The 24,127-nt window shown below is 66.6% G+C and carries 23 protein-coding genes and 2 pseudogenes; 9 read left to right on the top strand and 16 right to left on the bottom strand.

Translation table 11 applies throughout. The features are described 5' to 3' along the window. Window positions 1-11: 11 nt before the first annotated feature. The 7 genes from ACZK5G_RS12900 to ACZK5G_RS12870 all read left to right on the top strand — a co-directional run bounded on the left by ACZK5G_RS12900 (window position 12) and on the right by ACZK5G_RS12870 (window position 6,791). Window positions 12-344: a hypothetical protein gene (locus ACZK5G_RS12900; RefSeq protein WP_032128091.1), complete on the top strand. Its 333-nt coding sequence runs from the start codon at window positions 12-14 to the stop codon at window positions 342-344. A 50-nt stretch (window positions 345-394) separates the two neighbouring features. Then, on the top strand, window positions 395-838 hold the full coding sequence (locus ACZK5G_RS12895; RefSeq protein ID WP_478463621.1) for a helix-turn-helix transcriptional regulator: 444 nt from the start codon (window positions 395-397) through the stop codon (window positions 836-838). Continuing rightward, window positions 835-1,491: a hydrolase gene (locus tag ACZK5G_RS12890; protein WP_049422794.1), complete on the top strand. Its 657-nt coding sequence runs from the start codon at window positions 835-837 to the stop codon at window positions 1,489-1,491. Before ACZK5G_RS12895 ends, ACZK5G_RS12890 begins: the two co-directional genes overlap by 4 nt. A 2-nt stretch (window positions 1,492-1,493) precedes the next feature. Beyond that, complete coding sequence (locus ACZK5G_RS12885) at window positions 1,494-1,919, top strand: DoxX family protein (RefSeq protein WP_049398467.1); 426 nt, start codon at window positions 1,494-1,496, stop codon at window positions 1,917-1,919. Between the two features lie 119 nt (window positions 1,920-2,038). Next, window positions 2,039-3,886 carry an amidohydrolase gene (locus tag ACZK5G_RS12880; protein WP_180837664.1) on the top strand — a complete coding sequence of 616 codons (1,848 nt, stop codon included), beginning with the start codon at window positions 2,039-2,041 and terminating at the stop codon, window positions 3,884-3,886. Next, complete coding sequence (locus tag ACZK5G_RS12875) at window positions 3,865-5,148, top strand: alginate export family protein (RefSeq protein ID WP_478463620.1); 1,284 nt, start codon at window positions 3,865-3,867, stop codon at window positions 5,146-5,148. The genes ACZK5G_RS12880 and ACZK5G_RS12875 overlap by 22 nt, the downstream gene beginning before the upstream one ends. Beyond that, entirely contained in the window at window positions 5,142-6,791 is a 1,650-nt protein-coding gene (locus ACZK5G_RS12870) for an MFS transporter (protein WP_329894107.1), read from the top strand. The genes ACZK5G_RS12875 and ACZK5G_RS12870 overlap by 7 nt, the downstream gene beginning before the upstream one ends. A 159-nt stretch (window positions 6,792-6,950) precedes the next feature. Here the strand turns inward: ACZK5G_RS12870 and ACZK5G_RS12865 are convergent, their stop codons facing one another. Beyond that, on the bottom strand, window positions 6,951-7,775 hold the full coding sequence (locus tag ACZK5G_RS12865; protein WP_478463617.1) for an alpha/beta fold hydrolase: 825 nt from the start codon (window positions 7,773-7,775) through the stop codon (window positions 6,951-6,953). Between the two features lie 186 nt (window positions 7,776-7,961). On the opposite strand from ACZK5G_RS12865, the gene ACZK5G_RS12860 reads away from it, so the two are divergent. Beyond that, a complete protein-coding gene (locus ACZK5G_RS12860) occupies window positions 7,962-8,348 on the top strand; it encodes a hypothetical protein (protein ID WP_478463616.1) in 387 nt (128 codons plus the stop codon). A gap of 69 nt (window positions 8,349-8,417) precedes the next feature. On the opposite strand, the gene ACZK5G_RS12855 is transcribed toward ACZK5G_RS12860, so the two are convergent. The 15 genes and pseudogenes from ACZK5G_RS12855 to ACZK5G_RS12785 all read right to left on the bottom strand — a co-directional run bounded on the left by ACZK5G_RS12855 (window position 8,418) and on the right by ACZK5G_RS12785 (window position 22,244). Further along, window positions 8,418-9,131 (bottom strand): DUF2968 domain-containing protein, encoded by a 714-nt coding sequence (locus ACZK5G_RS12855; RefSeq protein WP_478463614.1) that lies wholly within the window; start codon window positions 9,129-9,131, stop codon window positions 8,418-8,420. Window positions 9,132-9,230: 99 nt separating this feature from the next. Continuing rightward, window positions 9,231-11,390, bottom strand: a complete 2,160-nt coding sequence (locus tag ACZK5G_RS12850) for a TadG family pilus assembly protein (RefSeq protein ID WP_478463612.1) — start codon at window positions 11,388-11,390, stop codon at window positions 9,231-9,233. 8 nt (window positions 11,391-11,398) lie between these two features. Next, entirely contained in the window at window positions 11,399-11,857 is a 459-nt protein-coding gene (locus ACZK5G_RS12845; protein WP_478463611.1) for a DUF3613 domain-containing protein, read from the bottom strand. Beyond that, window positions 11,854-12,750 carry a tetratricopeptide repeat protein gene (locus ACZK5G_RS12840; RefSeq protein WP_164080795.1) on the bottom strand — a complete coding sequence of 299 codons (897 nt, stop codon included), beginning with the start codon at window positions 12,748-12,750 and terminating at the stop codon, window positions 11,854-11,856. The genes ACZK5G_RS12845 and ACZK5G_RS12840 overlap by 4 nt, the downstream gene beginning before the upstream one ends. Continuing rightward, a pseudogene (locus tag ACZK5G_RS12835) lies at window positions 12,750-13,523 on the bottom strand (type II secretion system F family protein); the annotation flags it as partial. The pseudogene ACZK5G_RS12835 and the gene ACZK5G_RS12840, both read right to left, overlap by 1 nt. A 32-nt stretch (window positions 13,524-13,555) precedes the next feature. Next, window positions 13,556-14,658 (bottom strand): IS3 family transposase gene (locus ACZK5G_RS12830; RefSeq protein ID WP_181859227.1). Its coding sequence is split into 2 segments (ribosomal slippage): window positions 13,556-14,400 and window positions 14,400-14,658, totalling 1,104 coding nucleotides; the frame shifts between segments, so codons are not numbered across the junction. Window positions 14,659-14,724: 66 nt separating this feature from the next. Next, window positions 14,725-14,889: pseudogene (locus ACZK5G_RS12825) on the bottom strand (type II secretion system F family protein); the annotation flags it as partial. 28 nt (window positions 14,890-14,917) lie between these two features. Then, window positions 14,918-15,874: a type II secretion system F family protein gene (locus ACZK5G_RS12820; protein ID WP_423174917.1), complete on the bottom strand. Its 957-nt coding sequence runs from the start codon at window positions 15,872-15,874 to the stop codon at window positions 14,918-14,920. A gap of 2 nt (window positions 15,875-15,876) precedes the next feature. After that, window positions 15,877-17,226, bottom strand: a complete 1,350-nt coding sequence (locus ACZK5G_RS12815; RefSeq protein ID WP_049398477.1) for a TadA family conjugal transfer-associated ATPase — start codon at window positions 17,224-17,226, stop codon at window positions 15,877-15,879. Further along, on the bottom strand, window positions 17,211-18,467 hold the full coding sequence (locus ACZK5G_RS12810; RefSeq protein WP_478463610.1) for a CpaE/TadZ family protein: 1,257 nt from the start codon (window positions 18,465-18,467) through the stop codon (window positions 17,211-17,213). Before ACZK5G_RS12810 ends, ACZK5G_RS12815 begins: the two co-directional genes overlap by 16 nt. A gap of 27 nt (window positions 18,468-18,494) precedes the next feature. Continuing rightward, window positions 18,495-19,853 (bottom strand): type II and III secretion system protein family protein, encoded by a 1,359-nt coding sequence (locus ACZK5G_RS12805; protein WP_201116484.1) that lies wholly within the window; start codon window positions 19,851-19,853, stop codon window positions 18,495-18,497. Window positions 19,854-19,871: 18 nt separating this feature from the next. After that, the gene (gene cpaB, locus ACZK5G_RS12800) at window positions 19,872-20,909 is read right to left on the bottom strand and encodes a Flp pilus assembly protein CpaB (protein WP_478463608.1); all 1,038 of its coding nucleotides are present in this window, start codon (window positions 20,907-20,909) and stop codon (window positions 19,872-19,874) included. A 23-nt stretch (window positions 20,910-20,932) separates the two neighbouring features. After that, window positions 20,933-21,409 (bottom strand): TadE/TadG family type IV pilus assembly protein, encoded by a 477-nt coding sequence (locus ACZK5G_RS12795; protein ID WP_049398481.1) that lies wholly within the window; start codon window positions 21,407-21,409, stop codon window positions 20,933-20,935. Beyond that, window positions 21,406-21,951, bottom strand: a complete 546-nt coding sequence (locus ACZK5G_RS12790) for an A24 family peptidase (protein WP_032128071.1) — start codon at window positions 21,949-21,951, stop codon at window positions 21,406-21,408. Before ACZK5G_RS12790 ends, ACZK5G_RS12795 begins: the two co-directional genes overlap by 4 nt. A gap of 86 nt (window positions 21,952-22,037) precedes the next feature. Beyond that, window positions 22,038-22,244: a Flp family type IVb pilin gene (locus tag ACZK5G_RS12785; RefSeq protein ID WP_107432184.1), complete on the bottom strand. Its 207-nt coding sequence runs from the start codon at window positions 22,242-22,244 to the stop codon at window positions 22,038-22,040. A gap of 686 nt (window positions 22,245-22,930) precedes the next feature. Between ACZK5G_RS12785 and ACZK5G_RS12780 the strand changes: the two genes are divergently transcribed. Next, a complete protein-coding gene (locus tag ACZK5G_RS12780; protein WP_032128070.1) occupies window positions 22,931-23,911 on the top strand; it encodes an AraC family transcriptional regulator in 981 nt (326 codons plus the stop codon). The last annotated feature ends 216 nt before the right edge of the window (window positions 23,912-24,127 follow it).

The following is a 24,127-nucleotide window of genomic DNA, read 5'->3' as shown; positions in this document are numbered from 1 at the left end:
GGAGCCCGGCCATGCAGCGCCTGTTCGTGATGTTCCCCGACCGCGGGCCGGGCATCGGCCTGCTGTGGCTGCGGCTGTGCCTGTCCGCGGCACTGTGCACGCCCGGCACGCATGCGGGCGGGTGGTCGGCGCTGTGCCTGCTGGCAGTGCCGATGCTCACGCTCGGTGTGTTGACGCCACTGGCCGTGCTGATGGCGGCCGTGGGCCTGTTCGCGCAGCAGGCGCCGTGGTCACAGGTGGTGCTGCCCTTGGCGCTGTTGATGTTGGGCCCTGGCGCCTATTCACTGGATGCGCGGTTGTTCGGTCGTCGCCTGCTCGGGCGTCGGCCTCCCCCATTCGGGTAGGTGCTGGCCTCGACCGACGGGGGTAGGGCATCGTGCGGCGGCCACGCACCATGGGGCACCCCCTCGCGGCGTCCCGCATGGCCACCGTCTTTTCGCCCGATCCGCCCGCCGTGGCGCTGGCACCGCAGCAGGCCGCCGCATTGCAGCGCGCCCTGCGCTATGTCGATGAGCACCTGTCGCAGCCGCTGCGGGTGACCGAGCTGGCCGCAGCCGCCTGCGTCAGCCGCTTCCATCTGGTGCGCCTGTTCCGGACCGGTACCGGCGCCAGCCCGCTGCGCTACGTGCGCCGTCGCCGCATCGAACGTGCGCGCCAGTTGTTGCCGGTCGCGCAGTTGCCGATGTCCTGCCTGGCGCAGCAGCTGGGCTTCTTCGACCAGAGCCATTTCGTCCGCAGCTTCCGCGCCGAGACCGGCTGCAGCCCCGGCCAGTACCTGGCCGGCGATGCGGCCCTGTTGCTTCCCCCTGATCGTGTTTCCAACGGAGTCCAATCATGAGCCTTGCCACCGCCACGCCCGCCCCGGCCCTGTTGTCGCCCACCGACCATGCCCTGGTGCTGATCGACTTCCAGTCGCAGATGGCATTCGCCACCCACACCATCGATATCTCCGCGCTGCGCAACAACGTGTCGCTGATCAGCAAGGGTGCCAAGGGCTTCAACGTGCCGGTGCTGCTGACCACCGTCGCCGAAGCGTCGTTCTCCGGCCCGATGTTCCCGGAACTGCCGGAGATCTTCCCGGGCCAGACGGTGTTCGACCGCACCTCGATGAACACCTGGGAAGACCAGCCGGTGATCGACGAGATCAACCGCATCGGCAAGCGTCGCCTGGTTGTTGCCGGGCTGTGGACCAGCGTCTGCATCGTGGGACCGGCGCTGTCGGCGCTGGCGCAGGGCTTCGAGGTCTACGTGATCACCGATGCCTGCGGTGATGTCAGCGAAGAAGCCCACGAGCGTGCGATCACCCGCATGGTGCAGGCCGGTGCGGTGCCGATGACCAGCGTGCAGTACCTGCTGGAGCTGCAGCGTGACTGGGCGCGTGGCGAGACCTACGAGCTGACCACCGGCATCGCCCGCGACCACGCCGGTGGCTATGGCATCGGCATCCAGTACGCCAAGCGCATGTTCGGCGCGCAGGAAGGCGGGCACTGAGCATGCTGGCTGGCCATGGCCTCGACCTGGCCCTGCTGATGCTGCGCGTGGCAGCCGGGGGATTCCTGCTGCCACACGCGCTCGGCAAGCTGTTCGGTTGGTTCGGCGGTCCTGGGCTGGCCGGCTTCGCCACCGAACTGCGCGGCTTCGGCCTGCCAGCGGTGGCACCGCTGCCGCTGCTGCTGGCCCTGCTGCAGGTGCTGTCAGGGCTGGCCGTGCTGCTGGGCTGGCAGACCCGCGTCGCCGCGCTTGCAGCGGCGGCCTTCATCGGCTTCACCGTTCTGTTGGCCCTGCCCAAGGGCTGGTTCTGGATGCGCGGTGGCAGTGAGTACCCGTTGATGTGGACCACGGTACTGCTGGCCCTCGCGCTGACCGGGCCCGGCGCCTGGGCACTGGACGGCCAACGCCTTCCGGGAGATCTCGCATGAGTCACGATCCACTCGATCACGGCCGCCGCAACGTGGTGCTGGCCGGCAGCGCCGCGGTGGCGCTGGGCCTGGCCGGCCGTGCCGGTGCAGCACTCGATTCCACTTCCAAGGAGCGTCGCATGAGCACGCTGGTCATCCGCAATGCCCGCATCACCACCCTCGACCCGCAGCAGCCGCATGCACAGGCGCTGGCCGTGCAGGAAGGGCGCATCGTTGCCGTCGGCAGCGACGAGGAGATCATGCGTGGCTGGGGCAATGAAGCGACCCTGATCGACGCCCAGGGCCGGCGCCTGCTGCCCGGCCTCAACGACAGCCATACCCACCTGATACGTGGTGGCCTGAACTACAACCTGGAACTGCGCTGGGACGGCCTGCGTTCGCTGGGCGATGCCTTGGACATGCTGAAGGCGCAGGTCGATCGCACGCCTGCACCGCAGTGGGTGCGCGTGGTCGGTGGTTTCACCGCCACCCAGTTCAACGAGAAGCGCCTGCCCACGCTGCAGGAGCTCAACGACATCGCGCCGGACACGCCGGTGTTCCTGCTGCACCTGTACGACCGTGCGCTGCTCAACCGCGCCGCACTGCGTGCCTGTGGCTATACCAAGGACACCCCGGATCCGCCGGGCGGCCAGATCGTGCGTGATTCGCTGGGCAACCCGACCGGGCTGCTGCTGGCCAAGCCCAACGCGCTGATCCTGTACGCGACCCTGGCCAAGGGTCCGAAGCTGCCGATCGAGTACCAGGCCAATTCCACCCGTCATTTCATGCGTGAGTTGAACCGTCTCGGCATCACCTCGGTGATCGACGCCGGCGGTGGTTTCCAGAACTACCCCGAGGACTACCAGGTCATCGAGCAGCTGCACCGCGATGACCAGCTGACCGTGCGCATCGCCTACAACCTGTTCACCCAGAACAAGGGCAAGGAAGTGGATGATTTCCGCGGCTGGAGCGAGATGCTGCAGCCCCGCCAGGGCGATGACCTGCTGCGCCACAACGGTGCCGGCGAGATGCTGGTGTTCTCGGCGGCCGACTTCGAGTTGTTCAACGAGCCGCGCCCGGAACTGCCGCCGGAGCTGGAACCGGAACTGCACGATGTGGTGAAGCTGCTGGTCGAGAAGCGTTGGCCGTTCCGCATCCATGCGACGTACGACGAGAGCATCACCCGCATCCTCGATGTGTACGAACAGGTCAACCGCGAGGTGCCGTTCGATGGCCTGCACTGGTTCATCGATCACGCCGAAACCATCACCCCGCGCAACATCGAGCGCATCCGTGCGCTGGGTGGCGGCATCGCCGTGCAGCATCGCATGGCCTATCAGGGCGAAGCCTTCGTCGAGCGCTACGGCGTGCAGGCCGCGCGGCATACGCCTCCGGTCAAGCGCATGCTGGCCGAAGGCGTGCCGGTCGGTGCTGGAACCGATGCCACCCGTGTGGCCAGCTACAACCCGTGGGTGGCGTTGTCCTGGCTGGTGACCGGGCGCACCGTCGGCGGGCTGGCCCTGTATGGCGATGAGAACCTGCTCGAACGTGAGCAGGCACTGCGCCTGTGGACCCAGGGCAGTGCCTGGTTCTCCGGCGACGAAGCAGTGAAGGGTACGTTGAAGGTCGGCCAGTTGGCCGATTTCATCCTGCTCTCGGCCGATTTCTTCCGCGTGGATGATGCACAGATCGCCGACATCACCAGCGTGTTGACCGTGGTCGGTGGCCGCATCGTGCATGCCGACGCCGACTATGCAGGGCTTGCGCCGCAGCTGCCGCCGGCGATGCCCAACTGGTCGCCGGTCAACCGGTTCGGCGGCTACCACGTCGGCGGTACCGCCACCGGGCTGGCCGCCGCCCATCGTCACCATCACGGCGTAGCCTGCAGCACTCACGGTGCTCATGGTCATGCGGCCCGGCACGCGGCGCCCACCGATGACCTGACCGCGTTCTGGGGCGCGATGGGATGCTCGTGCTTCGCGTTCTGAGCCTGGCATTGCTGGCCGCACCGTCGCTGGTGCAGGCCTGCGACGGCGGTCATTGCAGCGACGCCGGTGACGGCCAACTGCAATGGGATGCGTCGCTGCGTGTGCGTGGCCTGTACTACGACCCGACCCGGTTCGGCATTGGCGGCAGCGAGGATGGCTATGGCCTGCTGCGTGCATTGGCATCGGCCACCTATGTGGAAGACACCTGGCAGGCGAAGCTGCAGCTGGGTGTGCATGGTGAGAGTGGCAAGGCCGGCGGCCCGGGTCGCACCGACCGCAGCGCGCTGGATGTGCAGCAAGCGTACTGGCGCTGGCAGCGCGATGGCTTCCACCTGCAACTCGGCCGGCAGGAAGCCGGCTATGGCAGTTCACGGCTGCTGTCAGTGCGCGACGGGCCGAACATCCGCCTGGCGTTCGACGGTGCACGTGCAGGATGGAAAGGCCGCTTCGGCACGTTGGATCTGATGGCGCTGCGTCCGGTGGAGAACCGACCAGGTGCCTTCGATGATCGCGGCGAACACGGCGCGCATCTCTGGGGCGCGTATGCCACGACGGCGCGCGGGCAGCGGGCGGGACAGTGGGATCTGTATCTGCTGGACTACCGCCGCGAGGGCGCGCGCTTCGCCGCAGGCAGCGGTGCCGAACGTCGGCAGACCGTGGGCGCGCGCTGGTTCGGCCAGGCCGGGGCGCTGGACTGGAACAATGAGCTGGTGGCGCAGGGCGGTGAGCTTCGGACGACCGCCGGCACCCTCGATATCCGCGCCTGGACGCTGGCGACCGATACGGGGTGGCACTGGACGAACCTGCCGCTGCAGCCGCGGCTGGGGCTGAAGGCGGACATCGCCAGTGGCGATGGCAACCTGCAGGATGGCCGGCTGGGAACCTTCAACGCCTTGTTTCCGAAATCGGCCTACTTCAGCGAGGCCAGCCTGCTGGCCCCGGCCAACCTGATGGACCTCCAGCCGACCCTGACCCTGCGCCTGCACGACGCGGTGACGACGGAACTGGGCGTACAGATGGCGTGGAAGCATAGGCGCGCCGATGCGGTCTACACCACGCCGGCCCCGCTGGTGGCACTGCCGGGCAGCGCCGGTGGCGCGCGCCGCATCGGTAATCAATACAAATCCGAAACACGCTGGCAGGCCAGCGAACACTGGCAATGGCAGCTGCAGCTGGCCTGGGTCGATGCCGGTCCTGCACTGAAGCAGGCCGGAGGCCAGGACACGCTGTTCGCCTCGATCGTTGGAGCATGGCAATGGTGAACGCAACCGCGTCGCAACCCCCCGCACAGGCCGCAGGTGCCTGGTCCCCGCTGAAGATCCGGATGTTCCGCTCGATCTGGCTGGCGATCCTGGCCAGCAACATCGGCACCTGGGTCAACGATGTGGCCGCCGCCTGGGTAATGGCCGAGCGCACCGGCTCACCACTGATGGTGGCGCTGGTGCAGTCGGCCACCACGGTGCCGATCGTGCTGCTGGCGCTGGCCGCCGGCACCCTGGCCGACATCGTCGATCGCCGCAGGTACCTGCTGGCCACCCAGGGCTGGATGCTGCTGGTCGCCGCGGTGATGGCGGCGCTGACCGCGATGGACATGCTGACGCCGCAGCTGCTGGTACTGCTGACCTTCTGCATGGGCTGCGGTGCGGCGATGGCGATGCCGGCACAGGCCGCGATCGTATCCGAACTGGTGCCGCAGCCGATGCTGGCCTCGGCGGTGGCGCTGAACTCGATCGGCATCAACATCGCGCGCTCGATCGGCCCGGCCATCGGTGGTGTGATCGTGGCCCAGCTCGGTGCGGTCTGGGCCTTCGGTTTCAACGCCATCACCTTTGCCGCGATGCTGTTCGTGGTGTGGGGCTGGAAGCGCGACCCGAAGCAATCCAGCCTGCCGCCGGAAGGCTTCGGTGCCGGCCTGAAGGCGGGCCTGCGCTATGCCAGCCGCGCCGGGCGCCTGCAGGCGGTGTTGATCAAGTCGGTCGGCTTCTTCTTCTTTGCTGCGGCGATGAATGCTCTGCTGCCGGTGGTGGTACGCGGCCAGATGCAGGGTGGGGCGGGGCAGTACGGCATGCTGCTCGGCTGCATCGGGATCGGTGCCGTGGGTGGTGCGTTGTTGCTGCCGAAGCTGCGCGCGCAGATGGATCGCGACCTGCTGGTGCTGCTGGCCACGCTGTCGCTGGCGCTCAGCCTGGTCGGGCTGGCGCTGACCCGCAGCTGGTACGTGCTGCCCTTGGTGATGCTGATCAATGGCTTTGCCTGGATCACCGTGCTGTCGTCGCTGCAGATTGCCGCGCAGACCGCAGTGCCAGCGTGGGTACGGGCGCGTGCACTGGCGCTGTACATCATGGTGTTTTCCGCGGGCATGGCGGCCGGTGGCCTGAGCTGGGGCGCGCTGGCGCAGCGCACCTCGCCGGAGCTGGCGTTGCTGGTGGCGGCTGCCGGCGCGGTGATCGGCGGATTGCTGGTGTGGCGCGTGCGCATCGCTGGCACCGAGGATCTGAACCTGCGTCCGGCCGGGCACTGGCCGGCACCGGAACTGTCGGTGCCGGTATCGAACGATCGCGGCCCGGTACTGGTCACCCTGGAGTACCGCATCGACGAGGCTGACCGCGCCGCGTTCCTGGCACAGATGCGTGCGCTGGGCACGATCCGCCGCCGCGATGGCGCGGTGGTCTGGGGTGTGGTGGAGGACGTGGCCAGCCCGGGCATCCACCTGGAGTATTTCGTGACCCCGTCGTGGCTGGAGCATCTGCGCCAGCACGAACGCATCACTGCCGATGACAAGGCGATCCAGGAAGTGCTGCGCGGGCTGCATCGCGGCGAACGTGCGCCGGTGGTGCGCCACTTCGTGGGTGGGCATGACCCGCTGCCGAAGACCGGGGTCCCGCACCACCACAGCGATATCTGACAAAAAATGGGGACGGAGGGGATTAAGTCGTTTGTGCACAAACGACTTAATCCCCTCCGTCCCCTTTTTGCGCGATCAATCCATCCCGATCCTGCGCAGCCGGCCAGCGGCCGGCTCTACCACAGGGGCGGCGGCGCTGGATGGCGCCGCCGCAGTGCCTCACCCGCGTGCGAACGCCAGCAGGTCGGCGTTGAACCGGTCGGCGTGGGTGACGGTCAGGCCGTGCGGCGCACCGGCGTACACCTTCAACTCGGCGTCCTTGATGATCTGCGAGGACAGCTTGGCCGAGGCATCGAATGGCACGATCTGGTCGTCATCGCCATGCACCACCAGCGCTGGTACATCGATCTTCTTCAGGTCCTCGGTGTAATCCACTTCCGAGAATTCGTGCACGCAGTCGTACTGGCCCTTGACGCCACCGAGCATGCCCTGCAGCCAGAACGAATCACGCATGCCCTGGGTAACGCTGTTGCCGTCGCGGTTGGCGCCGAAGAACGACGTGGTCAGGTCCTTGAAGAACTGCGAGCGGTCACCGCCGGTGCCCTTGCGGATGCCGTCGAAGACCTCCAGCGGGGTACCGGCCGGGTTGGCATCGGTCTTCAGCATCAGCGGCGGCACGGCGCCGACCAGCACCACCTTGGCCACGCGCTTGCTGCCGTGGCGCCCGATGTAATGGGCCACTTCGCCGCCACCGGTGGAGTGACCGACCAGGATCGCGTCCTTCAGGTCCAGCGCCTCGAGCACGGCGGCCAGGTCGTCGGCGTAGGAGTCCATGTTGTTGCCGTCCCAGGTCTGGCTGGAGCGGCCGTGGCTGCGACGGTCGTGAGCGATCACGCGGAAGCCGTTCTGGCCCATGAACAGCATCTGCGGGTCCCAGGCATCGGACGACAGCGGCCAGCCATGCGCGAACACGATCGGCTGGCCGGTACCCCAATCCTTGTAGAAGATGCGCGCGCCGTCGGCGACGGTGACGAAGTTGCTCATTGTGGTTTCCTTGGCGGAAGGGAGGGAAGGCGCTGGCGTGGATGCCGGTGCCTTCGGCAGTACAGCGCAGCGCCAGACCGACGACTTGCACGGCTGTGCTGGATTACGCCGGATGTGACGTGTATCGCTCTGGCACGAAGCCGTGCCGGCATCGAGGATGGCGGCAGCCCTGACGAGGAGCCTGCAATGTCGAACGCGAGTTGGAGCCCGCTGTTGTACCTGCTGCTGGCCACGGGGGCGCATGCTCAGACCAACGTCTACAAATGTGTGGACGGGCCGCATCCGGTCTACCAGCAGACGCCGTGCCAGGGGCGCGCGGAATGGCGCTGGGAGGTGCCGGCGGAGCCGCCCTCGACAGGTGCGAGCGCGGCCAAGGCAGCGAGCCCAGCTTCAATGCGTCCGCGTGTGGTGCAGCAGCGGCGTGCGCGGGCTGCAGTGATACCGATCAGCGCGGATCCCGCCGCCTGCGAGCGCGCGCGGCAGCATCGTGGGAAGGTGCTGGCCAATGGCAAGCGCATGGACTTCGTGCAGCGCCGGCAACTGGACGATGCCGTGCATGAGGCGTGCCGTTGAAATGGAATGGTGCCGGAAACGACAACGGCGCCCGTAGGCGCCGTTGGACGGCACGCCAGGCGCTGGACCTCAGCGACCGTCGCTGGCGGCCGCCGGTGCCGGCGAGGGCACGCTGTCCGGCTTGGGCAGGCTCAGCTCCGGGTTGCCCTGTTCGGCCTGCAGGATCTGGATGCGGCGCTGCAGGGAATCCAGCTGGCTGTTGGTGCTCTGCACGTCGCTGCTCAGGCTGACCGCCTGCTGCTGGGCCTGCTGCAGGGCAGCGCTGACCTGGGCCGACTGTGCCTGCTGCTGTTCCATTTCCTGCTGCAGGGTGCGCAGGCGCTCCTCGTTGTAGGCCACCAGGCGCTCGGTATAGCGCTTGCCGGCTTCCAGTCGGGTGGTGTCGATGTAGACCTGGGCCAGCTGCTCTGATTGCTGCGCGAAGGTGCGGTAGACACGCTCGGCGTTGTCGACGGCATCGGTCTTGATCACCCGCCAGAAGTTCTTCTCCTGGAACAGGGCGACGTAGTAGGTCAGGGTGTTGGCATTGAACAGCAGGCTGGCGCCGTAGTTGCCGTTGTAGGTGGTGCGCAGCTCGGTCAGCTGGCGGGCATCCATCAGCTGCTTGAGCTCGTCAACGGTGTTGCGCACCACCGGTGCGGTACGTGCGGCCGGCTCTGCGGCTGCTTCGCGTTCGCCACGGGCAGCCATCGCCGCCGGTGCCACCAGCATCATGGCCACGGCCAGCAGTGCCGCGCCGCGCGCGTGCCGGGCGAAGACCGCGCCCCCTGAAGTTTCTCGCATGTCTAGACCATCCACGGATGAGTGTGGGTTGAGATGAAGGTGGTTCCCCGCCGGGAGTCTAGCATGTGCGCGGGCGCCGCCAAGGGCGCCCGTCACGGGTCAGTAGACCAGCTGTGCGGGCGTGCACTGGATCGACTGCACGTTGACGTCGGTGCGGCCCAGTTCCAGGCCCAGCACCTGCGCCAGCAGCGAGCGCAGCAGGGAGCCGACGCTGTTGAGCAGCGGCTTCAGGACGTCCAGGGCGGGCTTCAGCAGCAAGCACAGCAGGCCCGAACAACTGACCGGGCCATTGCCGGGGGCGGTGACGCCGTCGCCGGCGAACTGGTCCAGGAAGCCGGCATCGGCGGTCTGCAGGTAGGAAGTCAGGTTGTACTTCATGCAGTTGTTGTAGGTGGTGTCATCCAGCGCGCCAATCAGGCTGTTGCACTGCTTGACCAGCAGCCCACCCACAAGCGCTCCCAGTACGCCATCGAGGAGCCCCGAGCCAACCCCGGTCACTGCGTTGCGGAATCCTTGCCAGACCTTGCCGTCGACCATGCAGGTTACCAGCACACAGCTGGTAGGTACTCCCTTGGTGATGTCCCAGTTTCCCAGTGGTTTCAATCCCTGCGTGCTGTCTCCGAATTCCAGCAGCTTGATGGTTGCGTCAACATCGTATCGCTTGCGACCAACGTTGGCTGCTTTCAGGTAGCGATCGGCCAACTGCGCTGCGGTCGAGCCCTGGCTCATGCCATCGTCGCGCGGATCGAGCATGCCGGACAGTACGCGCAGCAGTTCGCTGACCAGCTCGGACACCGCGGTGCCCACCTCCAGGGAGTTGACCTGGGTTGAACCGGTCGCGCCGGCGGGGAGGGTGAGGCTTTGCGTGTCGGTCAGCGTATTGACCTTGATGCTGTCATTGATCAACGGGGCGCCGAGCAGTGTGAGCATCTGTTCCTTCTGCAGGGTGTCGCCACAGACATTCTGCTTGGAGAACCGCTCGCTGTCGGCCACCTTGCCGACGCAGGCGCGCAGCACGGAAGACTCGACCTTGATCGTCGCCGTGGGAGGCGTGCTGCCACATTGCAGGCTGGTGAGGGTCGCCATTGCGTTGGTCACGTCCGCATGGACCGGCAGCTTCAGGCGGATGCCCAGCAGTGAAAGCACGCCGCCTGCAACGGGAATGTTGTTGGTGTCGATGTCGAGGAAGACACGGATCTGCGCGTTGTAAGCGCGCGAGCCAACGCCACCGATGGCGATGGACGGCGGTTCCACCACAGCGGCTTTGGCATTGACCAGGCCCAGCAGGTTGAGTTCATCGACCGAGACCGCACGGCCGCCATTGGCGATGCTGATGCTGGTGCCGATCAGGTCCAGCACATTGACATCGGCCTGCAGCGCGCTGGAAATCGTTCCATCCGGCGCGACCACGCGTGCGAACAGGCCACCACCGCTGTCATCGGAGCCGAGCTTCACCTCCAGCTGCTTGAGGTCGATACCCTTCACGACCAGGGCATTCTCCAGTGCACTCAGGTCCACGTGGGCAACGCCCTGCTGGGTGAGCAGGTCAACGGTCGCCTGAAGGATCTTGCCCAGCTTGACCTTGCGGCCGGCCAGCAGATTGTTGAACTCCGCCACGCCCATGTTGACGTCGATCGGAATGCCCAGTGCCTGCAGCAGTCCATTCGGGGTGATATGCGCCTGTGCAAGGCCGTCGTAGCCGAGCAGGGTGGTCTTGTCGAGGTCGGCGCCCACCAGTTTCAGGACATTTCCCAGTGGCGTGTTGCCATTGATGCGCAGCAGTTGCGAGCCGACACTGAAAACCGCCGTGGGTTCTGCACGGCGCGCCACCGCTTGTGCGGTCACGGTCGGCAGGCTGCTGTTCTGCCCGAAGAAGGGAAGCACCGCGCGGCGGGTGATGACACGGACAGCATTGCGTTGATTCGCTGCATCGACGACCGGGCTGAAGTGCCCTTCGGTGGCGCGGGTCACGTTCCAGTTTCCGCAGCGGATTTCCAGGCTTCCTGCGAAGGTGTTCTGGGTGAGTGCGCTCTGCCGCGCAGCACTGTTGTCGCTGTTGTCCGAGGTGCACAGTTCCAGTCGCTGCGCTCCGGCCAGTGCGGCCAGATCAGCGACTTTCTGTGCATCGCGCTTGGCCCAGAACAGGTAACCGATCTCGATCAGGCCCAGCATCGCCAGCAGTGCCAGCATGACCAGCATCATGGTGATCGACATGCCGCCCCGTGGGCGGCTGAAACTGAACTGGCGTGGGCGTTTCATGGCCTACCTCAGCGTCCGGATGAGGATGATCCCTTGGACTTGGCGACATCGGCTTCAAAGAAGTCCGGGATCTCGTGTTCGAAACTCTTCATGTAGCGGGCGTAGCTCAGCGTCGCCTGGTCGCCGAGGATTGGCAGGTGCTGTCCGGCTTGCTGCCCCGATGTCTGCAGGCGGAACAGGTTGCGCGTGGTATCGCCTATCTGGCTGCGGCCGGGCCGCGGGGCTGCAGTGCTGCCGTCGGTGATGGCCACTGCTGCAGGCGCCGCCTGCGGCACCGGTGCTGGCGGGGCCGCCAAGTCCACGGTGGGCAGTGACTCGGACTGCAGCGGCTGCGAAGCCGACGCAGCCGGCGTGCTGCCGCCAAGCATCTGCCCGGTCAGCGGCTGTTGCTGCGCCTGCACGGCGGCGGCTGGCAGCAGGCAGATCAGAACGGGCAGCAGGCGTCGGGTCAGGGGCGTCGCGGTCATGGTGTGTTCCCGTTCGGGTGGTCGGAGGCGCTGAAGCGTTCCAGCATCGAGGGCGGCAGGCGCTGCGGATCGCGTTCATCGCGGCTGTCGCGGCGCGGTTCCGCCGCCAGTCGCGTGGCGCCGGGCGGGTTGCCGGCGGCATCGCTGGCGAGAGCACGGGCAGTGGCCGGCACGACTGCGGCGGCTGCCGCTGCGGCCTGGCGCTGCTGCAGGCGGGCACGGATCTGCGCCGCCTGTTGCTGGATGCTGAGCCGGGTCTCGTCGTTGAGGTTCGCTTGCTGGGCGAGGCGTTCGGCAGTGGCGGTGTCGCCCCGCAGCACCGCCCAGAGGGCGAGGTTGGCGGTGGCCTTGGCATTGCCCGGCGACAGCTCCAGCGCCTTGGCCAGGGGTTCGCGCGCGCGCTCGAACTGCCCGGCGCGCAGCCGCGCATAGCCCAGGTCGCCGAGATAACTTGTGTTCAATGGCTGCAGTTCGGTCGCCCGCGCCAACGCCTGCTCACTGCCGGCGTCGTCGTCGCGGCGCGCGGCAATCAGGCCCAGGCCATGGGCGGCCGCGGCGGCCTGGGGGCCACTGGAAAGATCGCGGTACAGGGTGACCGCGGCATCGGCCTGGCCGGTCTCGCGCAGCGCGTCGGCCTGCAGCAGGCGCAACGCCGGCGGATCGCCGTAGCGCTGGCGGAAGGCGTCGACGTGGGCGAGCGAGGCATACCATGCGCCTTGCTGCTGCATGCGCTCGATCAGCTCCAGGTAGGCATTGCGGCTGTCCTGCGGTGCCGGTTCTGGCGCGGCCAGGCTGGGCGCGCGCAGGTACTTCGGCGTGGTCGATGCACAGCCGCTGGCGCCGGCAACGGCAGCCAGGGCAACAATGAGGCAGGAAGTGCGCAGGGCAGGCATCAGGGGGACCCCATCTTGGACATGGTGGTGGCCAGCGCGACCAGCGCCGGACCGGCAAGGACCAGCATCAGCGCTGGCAGCAGGGTCAGCATCATCACCACGGTCATCTTCACCGAGAGCTTGCCGACCTTTTCCTTCAGCGTGTTGCGACGCTGTTCGCGCAGGCGGATGCTGAACTGCCGCAGGGGCTCCTGCACCGCGCCGCCATGGGCGTGCACCTGCAGGATCAGCTGCATCAGGCTGGTCAGGTCATCGTCGGCATAGACCTCGCTCAGCCGGCGCAGCGACTGTGCGCGGGTGCGGCCGTGGGTATAGGCGATGTTGGCCTCCTGCAGCTCGCCGCCGAGGACCGGCAATGCATCGCGCAGCTTGTCGCCGAGCGTCTGCAGGCTCTGGTCCATGCTGAAGCCCACGCCTTGCAGCAGACGCAGCAGGTCGATCAGCAGCGGCAGCTCGTTGTCGACCGCTCGTCGGCGCCGTTTCACCCAGGAGGAGAGAACGAACTTGGGCAGCAGCAGGCCGGCGGCGAGGGCGCCGATGATCACCATGATCCTGGCCAGCCCGGTGACGCTGCTGAATGTCAGCACCAGTACCAGCACCAGCACGGCCAGCAGCAGGCGCAGGCCGAGGTAGATGGCCGTACCGCGGCGGGTGTTCCACCCGGCCAGATCCAACAGCAGCCGGTCTTCATTGGCCAGCAACGCCGTTTCCAGCCGGCCGCCGCTGAGGGCACGGCCGAAGCGTTCCAGCCAGCCCAGCGAATCGTGCCGCGCTGACCTGCTCGGTTTAATCGAGACAGTTTTAACTAGAAGACAGCGGGTTGCAGGTTGTGACGGGGTTGCTGCTTGAACTCCGTCGGAGTCAAGTATTGCAGGCTGCTATGGGGTCGCACCTCGTTGTAGTGAACGCGCCAGGCTTCGATCAGCACGGCGGCCTCGCGGCGCGAGCGGAACCACTCGATGGACAGGCATTCGTCGCGCAACTTGCCGTTGAAGCTTTCGTCTGTGCCGTTCTGCCACGGCTTGCCGGGGTCGTTGAGCACGGTGGCGATGCCCGAGTGGGCGATCCACTCCAGAATGGCGTGGCTGACGAACTCCGGCCCGTTGTCCGAACGCATGAACAGCGGCGCGCCGTGCAGGCTCACCAGCCGCGACAGCACTTCGATCACGCGCCTGGAGCGAATGGCCCCGGCCACGTCGATGGCAAGGCACTCTCGGGTGTATTCGTCCACGACGGTCAGGCACTTGATCTGTTGACCACTGGCCGTGGTGTCGAAGACGAAGTCATAGGCCCAGACCATGTTGGCCTTGAAGGGCGTATGAATGCGCGGGCGTACCGAGGCGATGCGCTTGCGTGGACGCTTTCGGGGCACCAGCAGTCCCGCCCGGCGCCACAAGCGATGCGTACGCGACCAACTCAGCTCGAAGCCCTTGCGGCGCAAGAAGATGCGGATGCGGCGGTAGCCGTATCTTGGGTACTGCGCCGAGAGCTCCCGCATCGCAGCGAGCACCGGCGCATCCCTGGCCGGCAGGCGCAACTGATAGCTCGGCGTGGCCCGGGACATTCCGATCAGCCCGCAGGCGCGGCGCAGACTCAGGCCCCGTGCACGCACGAAGTCCAGTTGCTCGCGCCGCGCCAGCGGGCTCACCATTTTTTTGCGTTGATCTCCTTGAGGATCTCAATGTCAAGATCGCGCTCGGCCAGCAGCTTCTTCAAACGGCTGTTCTCAAGCTCCAAGGCCTTGAGGCGTTTGACATCGGCTGCTTGCATCTGCCCGAAGTGCTTGCGCCAAGCGTAGATCGTGGCGTCGCTGACCTTGTGTTTCTTGGCGGCCTCCGCCACCGTCGTGCGATCTGCCTCGCGCAGGATCGTCACCATTTGCTCTTCTGAGAATCGACTCTTCTTCATGGGCTCATCTTCCGATTGGAGCCATCTTCCTAGATATCAATGTCTCGGAGAAACCGGGCAGGTCAGCGCAGGCTCGGTGTCACGGGACGCCTCGCGCGGCTGCAGGGCGGTCTTCAAGGTGGCCGTTGTACGTTGCTCACGATGGCTGCGTACCCAGCCGCCGATACCGAGCAGGGCGATACCGGCGGCCAGCACGAGCAGGGAGAGGGCGAACCAGGCGCTGGCGCTCATCGGTTGTCTCCGGCGGGGCGAAGGGGGTTCATAGCGACTTGGCCAGGCGATACAGCAGGAAGCCACCGACAAGTTCCATGCCCAGTGCAAGCAGCAGGATCTTGTGGCCGAGCGGATCGTGCAGCACCGGCTGGAAGAAGTCCGGGCTGGTGATCGCCATCAATACCGCGCAGGCCGGTGGCAACAGGCCCAGCACCCACGCTGACATCCGCGTCTCCGAGGTGGTCGCTGCAAGCTCCTGCTGGGCCTGTTCCAGATCGCGCATGAAATCGCCCATGCGCTGCAGGATCTGGTCGGAGCGCCCGCCGATGCGCACGCTGACACCGATCACCACCGACAACACCTTCAGCACATCCATGCGATAGGGATGCGAGGCCTGTGCGAGTGCACGGTCCAGCTCCATGCCGCTGCGTGCAAAGCGCACCGTGGTGTCCAGCAGCCCGCGCAACGGCGCGCTCGTCTGCATCGACGCAACCTGGAACGCGGCCTGCAGGCTGTTGCCCAGTGCGGTCAGCCGCACCAGGTTGTCGAGGAAGTCCGGCAGCTGATGCAGCAGTTGCGCACGCAGCTTGGTGGTCCGCCGCATCACCCACAGCCAGCAGCCAAGCAGGTACAGCAGCAGGGTCAGCGGAAACATCCATGCGGTGCCCAGCCGCAGCATCGCCACCACCGACAGTATCAGCCCCGGTACCAGCAGCATGATGGGAATTTTCCAGCCGGTCTGCAGCCCTGCGCGCTGCAGCAGGCCATCCAGCGGCAGCACGCGGCGCCCGGCGCTGGCGGGCCGCGCCGGGTCGTTGGCAGCGGTGACGGACGGCCCGGCGGGTGCTCCGCTCGTGGCGCTTCCGCGCGAAAGCTGCTGCTCGGCGTGCCGCATTGAAACCTGGCGCTGCTCACGGCTGCTGGCCGTGCCCCACAGCCAGGCTGCCAGCGCCAGCAGCACCGCGATGATGCTCAGCATGCCCAGCAGCGCGCCGGTTCCCATGCTCAGAAGTCTCCGTAGAGCGATTCGCGCAGCTGCTGGCGGAACGGCTCCAGCTTGTGCGAGTGCGGATGGAAGCCCAGCCCGACCCAGCGATCGATCTCTTTGCCGTTGCCGTCGATCTGCAGTTCGTGGCGGAACATTTCCTGGGTGGTGATCAGGTTGTCGCTGACCCCGGTGATCTCGGTGATCGAGACCAGCACGCGGCGGCCGCTGCCCAGGCGCGAGATCTGCACGATGAAGTCGATGGCACTGGCGATCTGCCGGCGCAGGCTGTCCTCGCTGCCCTGGAAGCCGGCAAAACCGGCCAGCATCTCGATCCGGTACAGGCAGTCGCGGGGCGAATTGGCGTGGATGGTGGCCATCGAGCCGTCGTGGCCGGTGTTCATCGCCTGCAGCATTTCCAGCACCTCGGCACCGCGCACTTCGCCGACGACGATGCGGTCGGGGCGCATGCGCAGGCTGTTGCGGACCAGATCGCGGATGCTGACCGCACCGTGCCCTTCGGCGCCGCCGATACGGCTTTCCAGGCGAACTACATGCGGGTGGTTGAGCGAGAGTTCGGCGGTGTCTTCGACGGTGATCACGCGCTCGTTCGCGGGGACGTAGCTGGCCAGGGCGTTCAGCAGCGAGGTCTTGCCCGAGCTGGTGCCGCCGGACACCAGGATGTTGCAGCGACCCAGTACCATCGCCTTCAGCAAGGCCTGCATCGGCGCATCGAAGGTGCCCTTGGCCAGCAGTTCATCGGGGGTGAACGGGTCCTTGCGGAACTTGCGGATGGACACCATCGGTCCATCCACCGCCAGTGGCGAGATGATCGCGTTGAGACGGCCGCCGTTGGGCAGGCGCGCATCGACCATCGGATTGGAGTCATCCAGGCGGCGTCCAAGCGGGGCGAGGATGCGGCGCAGGATGCGCAGCAGATGCGTATCGTCGGTGAAGCGCTGGGTGGCCCGCTTGAGCTGGCCGCCCTGCGAGACGTGCACGTCCTTGAAGCCGTTGATCAGGATGTCTTCGATGGACGGATCGTGCAGCAGGTCGTCCAGCGGCCCGAAGCCGGTCAGTTCCTTGACCAGCCCATCGGCAACCACCTGCATCTCCTCTTCGTTGATCGGGATGCGCCACTCCTGGATGAAGCCCACCGTCTGCACCTGCACCCAGCGGGCGATGGTGTCGGGGGCCCAGGAATCGATGTCGATGCGCTCGTCCTCGATGCTGTTGAGCAGGTGCTCATGCGCGGCCGACAGCACCTTCTGATACTGCTCGGTCTGCGCGAACGGCTGATGGCCCGGCGAGCTTTCGGGCAGCACCGGCCGGGCAACGGCATGCGGGAACGGGGTTACCTTGTCTTCCATTGCGATCCACCCAGGGCAAGGGAGAGTCTTTCCCGCAGGCCCTGCGCCTGGACCGGGCAGGCAGCCGGATCCAGGCGCGAAACCAGCGGGGCGAGGGCACGCAGGTAGGGGTCGCGCGGCGCATCCTGCAGCAGCAGGTGACCCTGGCTGGCAGCCAGGCGCACGCGCGGTCGTTCGGGAAGCGTGGCCAGCAGGGGAACCTCGAAGCGGCGCGCGATCTGCTCCGGGCTCATGCCGCTGCTGTCATCGTGGCGGTTGATCACCAGCTGCAGGCGCTTCTCGCGTTCGCGCTGCCCGGCAAGATGCTTCAGTGCCTGGTCGAGCGACACCAGTGTGGCAATGGAGGCATCGGTGACCAGCCAGATCTCGTCGGCCTGGTCCAGCAGCAGCGGCGGCAGCTGACGCAGCGGGCAGCCACCGGCATCACACAGCACGCTGGCGAACACGGTGCGCAGGCGCTGCAGCAGCGCACCCGGATCGGACGGCGGTACCGCATCGCTGCCGCTGGCGCGGTCCAGCAGCACCAGTCCGGAATCGTGACGGGCCATGGCCGTACGGGCGAGGGTGGCGTCGATGCGGCTGGCGTTGCGCAGCGCGTCTTCGTAGTGGAAGCGGCTGTCCAGGTTGAGGTACAGGGCGAGGTCGCCCGAAGGCTGGGCCAGCTCCATCAGCAGGCCATCCTGCTGCAGTGCCTCGCCCTGTGCCAGTGCACGGGTCTGCTGTGCCAGCACCGAAAGATGCGCGGCCAGCGTACTGGTGCCGACCCCGGCGCGCACGCCCAGCAGGACGATTAGGCGGGCCTTGTGCGCCTGCTGCGCGGCGGCAGCCGGTCGTGGTGACAGGGCGCGACGCAGCGCGGCCTCGATGCCGACGTTGTCGCTGTCCAGGTCCAGCACATCACGCAGGCCCGCCCGCAATGCGATGACAACACCTTCCACCTGGCCGGCACTGGTGGCACCGACTGCAACCAATGCCAGATCCGGCTCGGTCTGCTGCAGTTGCTGCGCCAGCACGCTGGAGGCGGCCGCATGTTCCGGGCGGAAGTCGAGCAGCACAAGGCTCTGCGGCCCGCGTTGCAGGTCCTGGGCGGAGGTCGGCGCGCTGCTGTCCTGCCAGTGCAGGGTGGTGGTTGGCGGCAGTTTCGCCGCCAGCCGGGGCAGCAGTTCGCGATCCATTCCGTACAGGACCAGGTTCATCGGCGGTCCTTGCGGATGCAGCGGCTGGGCAGTGGCGTAGGGCATGGGCGTGGTATCGCAGGCATCATGGAATCAGCGTGAGAAGCCGGGCACCGGGTCCTGGCTGATAGGACCCAGCAGCCAGGCGCCCCATTCGGGCATGTGCGGCTTGGCCTCGCGGTCGCCGGGCAGCGGCAGCTCGGTGTTGCGTGCCAGCGGCTTCACCAGGCGTGGCGTGACGATGATCACCAGTTCCTTGTCCTGGCGCTTGTAGTCGAAGTTGCGGAAGAACGAGCCGATGATCGGCAGGTCACCCAGCAGCGGGATCTTGCCGACGCTGGAAACCACGTTGGAACTGACCAGGCCACCGATCACGAAGCTCTCGCCATCGCCCAGTTCGACCGTGGTATCGGCGCGGCGGGTGGTGATGGAGGGAATCTGCACGCCGTTGAGCGCGATGGCGTTGCTGTAGTCCAGGTCGCTGGCTTCCGGTGCGACTTTCAGGGCGATGCGGTTCGGTGCCAGTACCGTCGGTGTCACGGTCAGGCCGATGCCGAAGGGCTTGTAGGTGATGGTGGTGGTGCCCAGTCCCTGCGGTTCCAGGATCGGCAGCTCGCCGCCGGCCAGGAAACTGGCACTCTGCCCGGACAGCGCGACCAGTGTCGGCTCGGCCAGCACACGCGCCATGCCATTGCTCTGCAGCAGGTCGACGTCGGCATTCCACAGGCCCTTGGTCGAGCCGAACACCAGGCGGAAGGCCGAAGAAATGGGCGATTCGGCTTCGTTGCCGGAGTTGCCTTCCTTCATGCCGGGCAGGATGCCGGTGTTGCCCGGCAGCTGGCCGCCCGGGCGGGCGAAGCCGTAGGCGAAGTTGCCATTGCGGTTCTGGAAGCTGATGCCGATCTGCTTCAGTGCGGTCTTGTTGAACTCGACCACCTTGACCTCGACCTGGACCACGCCGCCGCTGCTCACCGTGGATGCGTCGGCAAGCAGGCCATCCTTGCCCAGGGCCATGGCAGCAGTCTTCTGCGCCTGCATGTGCGACAGCACGCTCTCGGTGCTTCCCTGCAGCAGGCCCTGATTGTCCTGCTGGGTGAATACCAGCCCGTTCGCGCCGGCATCGGCCGCACCCTGCACCGCACTTTGTACCCGCACCTGCAGGCGCTGTGGTTCGGTCTGCTTGCGGTGCCAGAGCAGGAGCGTGGTGGTGCCCGGCGCCTTGCCGACCAGCAGGGCCTGGCGCTGGCCGCGCAGCATCACGATATCGGCCACGCCCGGATCGGCAATGGCGACCCGCTCCAGATCACCCGGCAGGGTCCAGGGGCGCTGCTCACGCGCCTGCAGCACCAGGTCGTCGGCGGCCACGCTTGTCGCCGGTGCCAGCAGCACCAGCAGCAGGGCCAGCCAGCGCTGGCGGGGGGAAGGGCGTGGACTGCGGCGACGTTCGGTCATGGATGCGCTCGATGCAGGTCAAAGGGAACCACGGGGGGCGGAGCTGTCACCTCGGATGATTTCGATGCCCGATGCGCGTGGGGCGCTGCGCCGTGGTGCGGGTGCGCGTGCCGGGGCATCCTGGGTGCTGCGCGCGGGCGCGTTGCTGCGGCCGGCCAATGCATCGCCGTCGATGCCGGCGAAGGCGTGATTCTCTGGCCGCTGCAGCGCAAGCTGCTGTTCCGCATCCAGGCCACGCAGGGGATCAATCACCCCGCGTGCCTGCGGGAACAGCGCCAGATCGGGCTGGCCGGAATCGGCAGGGTTGCGCAGGGCGAGGAACAGCTTGCCCTGCTGCGCACCCAGCAGCAGCCGGTTGGCATCGGCCACCGGCACCGCCAGTACCGCGCTGCGTGCCGGCTGGGCGGTCCCGCTGCCCGTGCTCTGGGTGCTGCTGCTTCCGGTGATGTCGGCGGCGCGTGGATCGTTGCGGCCATCGGCCTCGTTGCTGGCAACAGCGTCATGGTTGGCCGGGGCGATGTCCTGCTGGCCATAGCTGAGCACGCGCAGGCGCGACAGCAGCAGGCGCGTCTGTGCTGCGTCGGCCGGGCCGCTGGCAGTGGATTGGGCATTGCGCAGGTTGAGGAACACGTCGACGAAATCACCGGGCAGGATGCGGTTGCCGGCCCCCACCAGCTCGTCGACCGGGACCGCCAGTGCGCGTTCCCCGGGGCGCAGCTGCAGCGAGAATCCCTGCGCGAGTGCGTTGCTGCTGATCGCCGTGCCTTCGGCGATGTCCTGCACCGGCACCTTTCCGACCACGGCGGAAATGCTGGTGGCGGCACCGGCAACCGGGGCGCTGCGCTGTGCGAGACGCAGTCCGTTGGCAGAGATCGGTTCGCCGGCCGGCAGTCGCGCCACCGCTTCCACCACGGTGATCGCCTGGGCTTCGCTCTGCGTTACCGGGGCAACCGTGGCCGGTGCGGCCGGCCTGCGCCCGATCATCAAGGCGATCACCGCCAGCAGCACGGCCAGCCCGATCAGGGCGACGGCAGCAATGCGGGTCAACTTGAGCATGGAACCGTCTCCTGTACCGAACGTCAGTTGCCGCTGCCGAGGTCGAGCTGAGCGACCGCGACGCTGCGGATGGGAGCCCGCATCACCCACTTGTAAAGCGTGGCGGTGCCGGGCAGGAAGGGATGGCTTGCGTAGTCGTAGCTGACCGTCACGGTCATGCACTGGGCGCTGGCCAGTCCGGCGCAGGGGGCCTGAGCGGAGACCAGAATGGCGTTGTTTCCGCCATTGCTGCAGTCGACCGGCTGACCCGAGAAGTTCAGCAGCCACTGCATCGAACTACGCGCCGCAACGCAGGCGGCGGTACGACGTTCGTTGGCGCTGCCATAGCGCAGCGATGCACGTGCACCCTCGGCCGAGGCGGTTGCCAACGTCTGCTGGGCCGCCATGATCATTACGCCGGAGAACGTGAACAGCAGCAGCGGCAGCAGGCCCAGCATCAACATCAGCGCGAACTCGATGCTGGCCGCGCCACGTTGCCGGCGTCGGTTGTGGATGTTCATGCCACACCTCCGTACGTGCTGATGAGGACCCAGGCGATGGCGGATACCGCCAGGTAGGCGGCGTAGGGAATGCCTTGGCGTCCCTGGCGGGCGCTCTGCATCCCGCGCAGCGCCGGGTGCGAATGCCATTGCGAACTTGCCCGATGCATATGGGCTTGAAGGCCGATGGGCAGTACTGGACCCAACCGTCGCGATACCAGCACCAGTGCGGCATGTGCGCCCGCTGCCAGGCTGGCCGCGATCCAGATCGGCAGCAGTGCCTGCCAGCCCAGCATCAATCCCAGTACCGAAAAGAATTTGACATCACCGGCGCCCATCCAGCGCACTGCATGGAAAGGCAGCAATGCGACCAGGCCGAGCGCCGCGCCGGCAACGTGGGAAGCCCACGGCAGGCGCGGCGCGTTGAACTGTCCGGCGATGAGCACGACAACGGTGATCGCGCATGCGGACAGCAGCCAGGCGTTGGGCACCCGACGGGCGTACAGATCGCTGATCGCGATCCGCAGGCACACACCGATGGCCAGCAATCCCAGCAGTGTCATCGCACCCTCCATTGTCCGTCAGTGGACGGTCAGCCGCCGCCTTCTGCAATGAGCCGCAAGCGCAGCCGACGGCTGCGCGGTCCCGGTCAGTTCCCGCCGGCAGGCGGTGTTGCACTACCGGAGGCCTTGGTGGCCAATGCGGAGAGATTGGTGAACAAGGTCTCGAAGAAGGACTTGATCTGCGCATTGCCGACCGCGATCAGGATGCCGGCAATCACAGCCGCCAGCAGGCCGTACTCGAGTGCGGTAACGCCATCTTCTTCCTTCAGGAACTTGCGGATCGATGCGTTCATGACGTTTGTCTCCCTCTACCTGTCTGCTACAGGACACCTGTTGGGCGGTGGCCCGGCTCCGCCGGGATCGTCCGTGGACCTCCGCACGTCCTGGCGGAGGAGGCACGGCGGGATGGACCCGCTGTGCTCAAGCAGGGTGATCGTTTCCAGGCGGGACGCCGTTCGCGCAACCGCGACCGCGCGGCGCGGGGCCGGTGGTCGACGTGTCGAGCGATACGTGCATGGTCATGCTGTCCCCCTGGGTGCGGTCATTATCAAAGACCGGATCACCGTGTTATCGACTTTGCCTGAATGGCGGCCGGCTGCAACCGGAACCTATATGCAAATTCGGCAGAATCCCATTGCTCCTTAATTTTCAAGCCGGGTTCTGTGACGGAAATCCGTTCGCCCGCACAACGATTCATCGACGTGCAGATAATGTGAGGCAGGCTTCAGGTCGCATGCGAAAACTGTGCCAAACGCGACAATCTGATTTTCACCTCTGTATCCATCTTATTCAACGCGGTGCAGATGTTTACCCCGTTGAATTATCGGGCATACTCGCATTCAAGTACTCGCGTTTCTTTTGGGGTGCGCACCTTGGCGGCGCGCATCCCGGTGATGGAAGAGATTCCATGAGAGGTGCGCGCCCTGTCAGGCAGTGGGGGCCGTACCGCACGGCGGATAATCGGGGGGACGACACTGTCATGGTCGATGGTGGGGTAGGAGACAGCGACGACAGCGGCCTGCGGTCGATCGACCTGGCGACGCTGAGCGGCGTGCTTCGTGTATGTGATGTCGAACTGCTTCTGCTCGATGGCAATGGGCCGCGGGCGGCCTTCGCGTCACGCGTGCACGAGGAGGCGTTGTTCTGCAGCATCAGCTGTGGATTCCATTGCCGTGGACGTTTCATGCTGCCGCCGGACTGGGCGATGCTGGGGTATCTGCATGCGACCGATGAAACCCTGAGCTGGTGCCATGGCGTACCGCTTGCCCCTGGGATGGCGCTGACCGTGATGCCCGAGGGCATCAGCGAGTTCACCCTGAGCCCGGGCACGCACATGACCCTGATGCTGGTGCCGGTGGCACGGGTGCAACGCAAGCTGACCGAACTGAGCCTGCGCAGCACGCCGCCGGCCGGACAGGCGCTTTCACTGTTCAATCTCGCCAGCGAGGCCGCCCCGCTGGCACAGCATTACCAGCAGCTGCACCTGCAGCTGGGCCAGGGCACGGGCCTGCAGCCGGAAGAAACCGAGCGGCTGCTGCACGAACACGTGCAGGCACTGCTGGGTGCGGGTTCCGCCGAACGCCCGGGTTGCAGCCGTGCGCGGCGCACGCATTATCTGATCGCACAGCGGGCGGAAAACTTCATGCGCCTCAACCTGCGCCGCAATATCTACATGAATGAGATCTGCGACGCTGCCGGTGTCAGTGAGCGTGGGCTGCGCTACGCGTTCGAGGACCTGTTCGGTACGTCGCCCAATCGTTACCTGTCGATGCTGCGCCTGTGCGCAGCCTGCCGCAGCCTGTCGATGGCCGATTCCAGCCGCCGTTCGGTCAAGGCCATCGCCCTCAGTTGTGGCCTGTGGGACCTTTCGCGTTTCGCCGACAACTACCGCAAGGTCTTCGGTGAACTGCCGCGTGACACGCTGATGCGCGCACCCGCGCAGATCGGCCAGCCCGCCTGATCCAGGCCCCATAAGGGTTTCCCGGCGGTTCCTGCCGGAATTGCATATCCGCTTGCCGATATGGTTGCCGCTTCTGCATAACCGGCTGCCGATTCCGACCGTGGATTTGCCGGAATGCGCGATTGCCGTGCCGGAATGAAGTGCGCAGCCGCCGTTGCAAACGCTGAAATGTCAGTCACCTGCCTAACGGCAAGTCCACTGACATTCCAGTTGTTC

Source organism: Stenotrophomonas sp. 62841_Sma (genome assembly GCF_056482945.1).
The sequence above is the reverse complement of the archived record's forward strand: the minus strand, read 5'-3'. Positions and strand labels throughout refer to the sequence as shown.

Excerpts from the sequence above, each read along its gene's own strand:
- ACZK5G_RS12895 (WP_478463621.1), top strand. The coding sequence starts at position 395 with ATGGGGCACCCCCTCGCGGCGTCCCGCATGGCCACCGTCTTTTCGCCC.
- ACZK5G_RS12785 (WP_107432184.1), bottom strand. The coding sequence starts at position 22,244 with ATGAACGCATCGATCCGCAAGTTCCTGAAGGAAGAAGATGGCGTTACC.
- ACZK5G_RS12780 (WP_032128070.1), top strand. The coding sequence starts at position 22,931 with ATGGTCGATGGTGGGGTAGGAGACAGCGACGACAGCGGCCTGCGGTCG.
- ACZK5G_RS12860 (WP_478463616.1), top strand. The coding sequence starts at position 7,962 with ATGTCGAACGCGAGTTGGAGCCCGCTGTTGTACCTGCTGCTGGCCACG.
- ACZK5G_RS12900 (WP_032128091.1), top strand. The coding sequence starts at position 12 with ATGCAGCGCCTGTTCGTGATGTTCCCCGACCGCGGGCCGGGCATCGGC.
- ACZK5G_RS12790 (WP_032128071.1), bottom strand. The coding sequence starts at position 21,951 with ATGACACTGCTGGGATTGCTGGCCATCGGTGTGTGCCTGCGGATCGCG.
- ACZK5G_RS12855 (WP_478463614.1), bottom strand. The coding sequence starts at position 9,131 with ATGCGAGAAACTTCAGGGGGCGCGGTCTTCGCCCGGCACGCGCGCGGC.
- ACZK5G_RS12815 (WP_049398477.1), bottom strand. The coding sequence starts at position 17,226 with ATGGAAGACAAGGTAACCCCGTTCCCGCATGCCGTTGCCCGGCCGGTG.
- ACZK5G_RS12795 (WP_049398481.1), bottom strand. The coding sequence starts at position 21,409 with ATGAACATCCACAACCGACGCCGGCAACGTGGCGCGGCCAGCATCGAG.
- ACZK5G_RS12805 (WP_201116484.1), bottom strand. The coding sequence starts at position 19,853 with ATGACCGAACGTCGCCGCAGTCCACGCCCTTCCCCCCGCCAGCGCTGG.
- ACZK5G_RS12820 (WP_423174917.1), bottom strand. The coding sequence starts at position 15,874 with ATGGGAACCGGCGCGCTGCTGGGCATGCTGAGCATCATCGCGGTGCTG.
- ACZK5G_RS12890 (WP_049422794.1), top strand. The coding sequence starts at position 835 with ATGAGCCTTGCCACCGCCACGCCCGCCCCGGCCCTGTTGTCGCCCACC.
- ACZK5G_RS12880 (WP_180837664.1), top strand. The coding sequence starts at position 2,039 with ATGAGCACGCTGGTCATCCGCAATGCCCGCATCACCACCCTCGACCCG.
- ACZK5G_RS12885 (WP_049398467.1), top strand. The coding sequence starts at position 1,494 with ATGCTGGCTGGCCATGGCCTCGACCTGGCCCTGCTGATGCTGCGCGTG.
- ACZK5G_RS12810 (WP_478463610.1), bottom strand. The coding sequence starts at position 18,467 with ATGCCCTACGCCACTGCCCAGCCGCTGCATCCGCAAGGACCGCCGATG.
- cpaB (WP_478463608.1), bottom strand. The coding sequence starts at position 20,909 with ATGCTCAAGTTGACCCGCATTGCTGCCGTCGCCCTGATCGGGCTGGCC.
- ACZK5G_RS12840 (WP_164080795.1), bottom strand. The coding sequence starts at position 12,750 with ATGCCTGCCCTGCGCACTTCCTGCCTCATTGTTGCCCTGGCTGCCGTT.
- ACZK5G_RS12845 (WP_478463611.1), bottom strand. The coding sequence starts at position 11,857 with ATGACCGCGACGCCCCTGACCCGACGCCTGCTGCCCGTTCTGATCTGC.
- ACZK5G_RS12870 (WP_329894107.1), top strand. The coding sequence starts at position 5,142 with ATGGTGAACGCAACCGCGTCGCAACCCCCCGCACAGGCCGCAGGTGCC.
- ACZK5G_RS12875 (WP_478463620.1), top strand. The coding sequence starts at position 3,865 with ATGCTCGTGCTTCGCGTTCTGAGCCTGGCATTGCTGGCCGCACCGTCG.
- ACZK5G_RS12850 (WP_478463612.1), bottom strand. The coding sequence starts at position 11,390 with ATGAAACGCCCACGCCAGTTCAGTTTCAGCCGCCCACGGGGCGGCATG.
- ACZK5G_RS12865 (WP_478463617.1), bottom strand. The coding sequence starts at position 7,775 with ATGAGCAACTTCGTCACCGTCGCCGACGGCGCGCGCATCTTCTACAAG.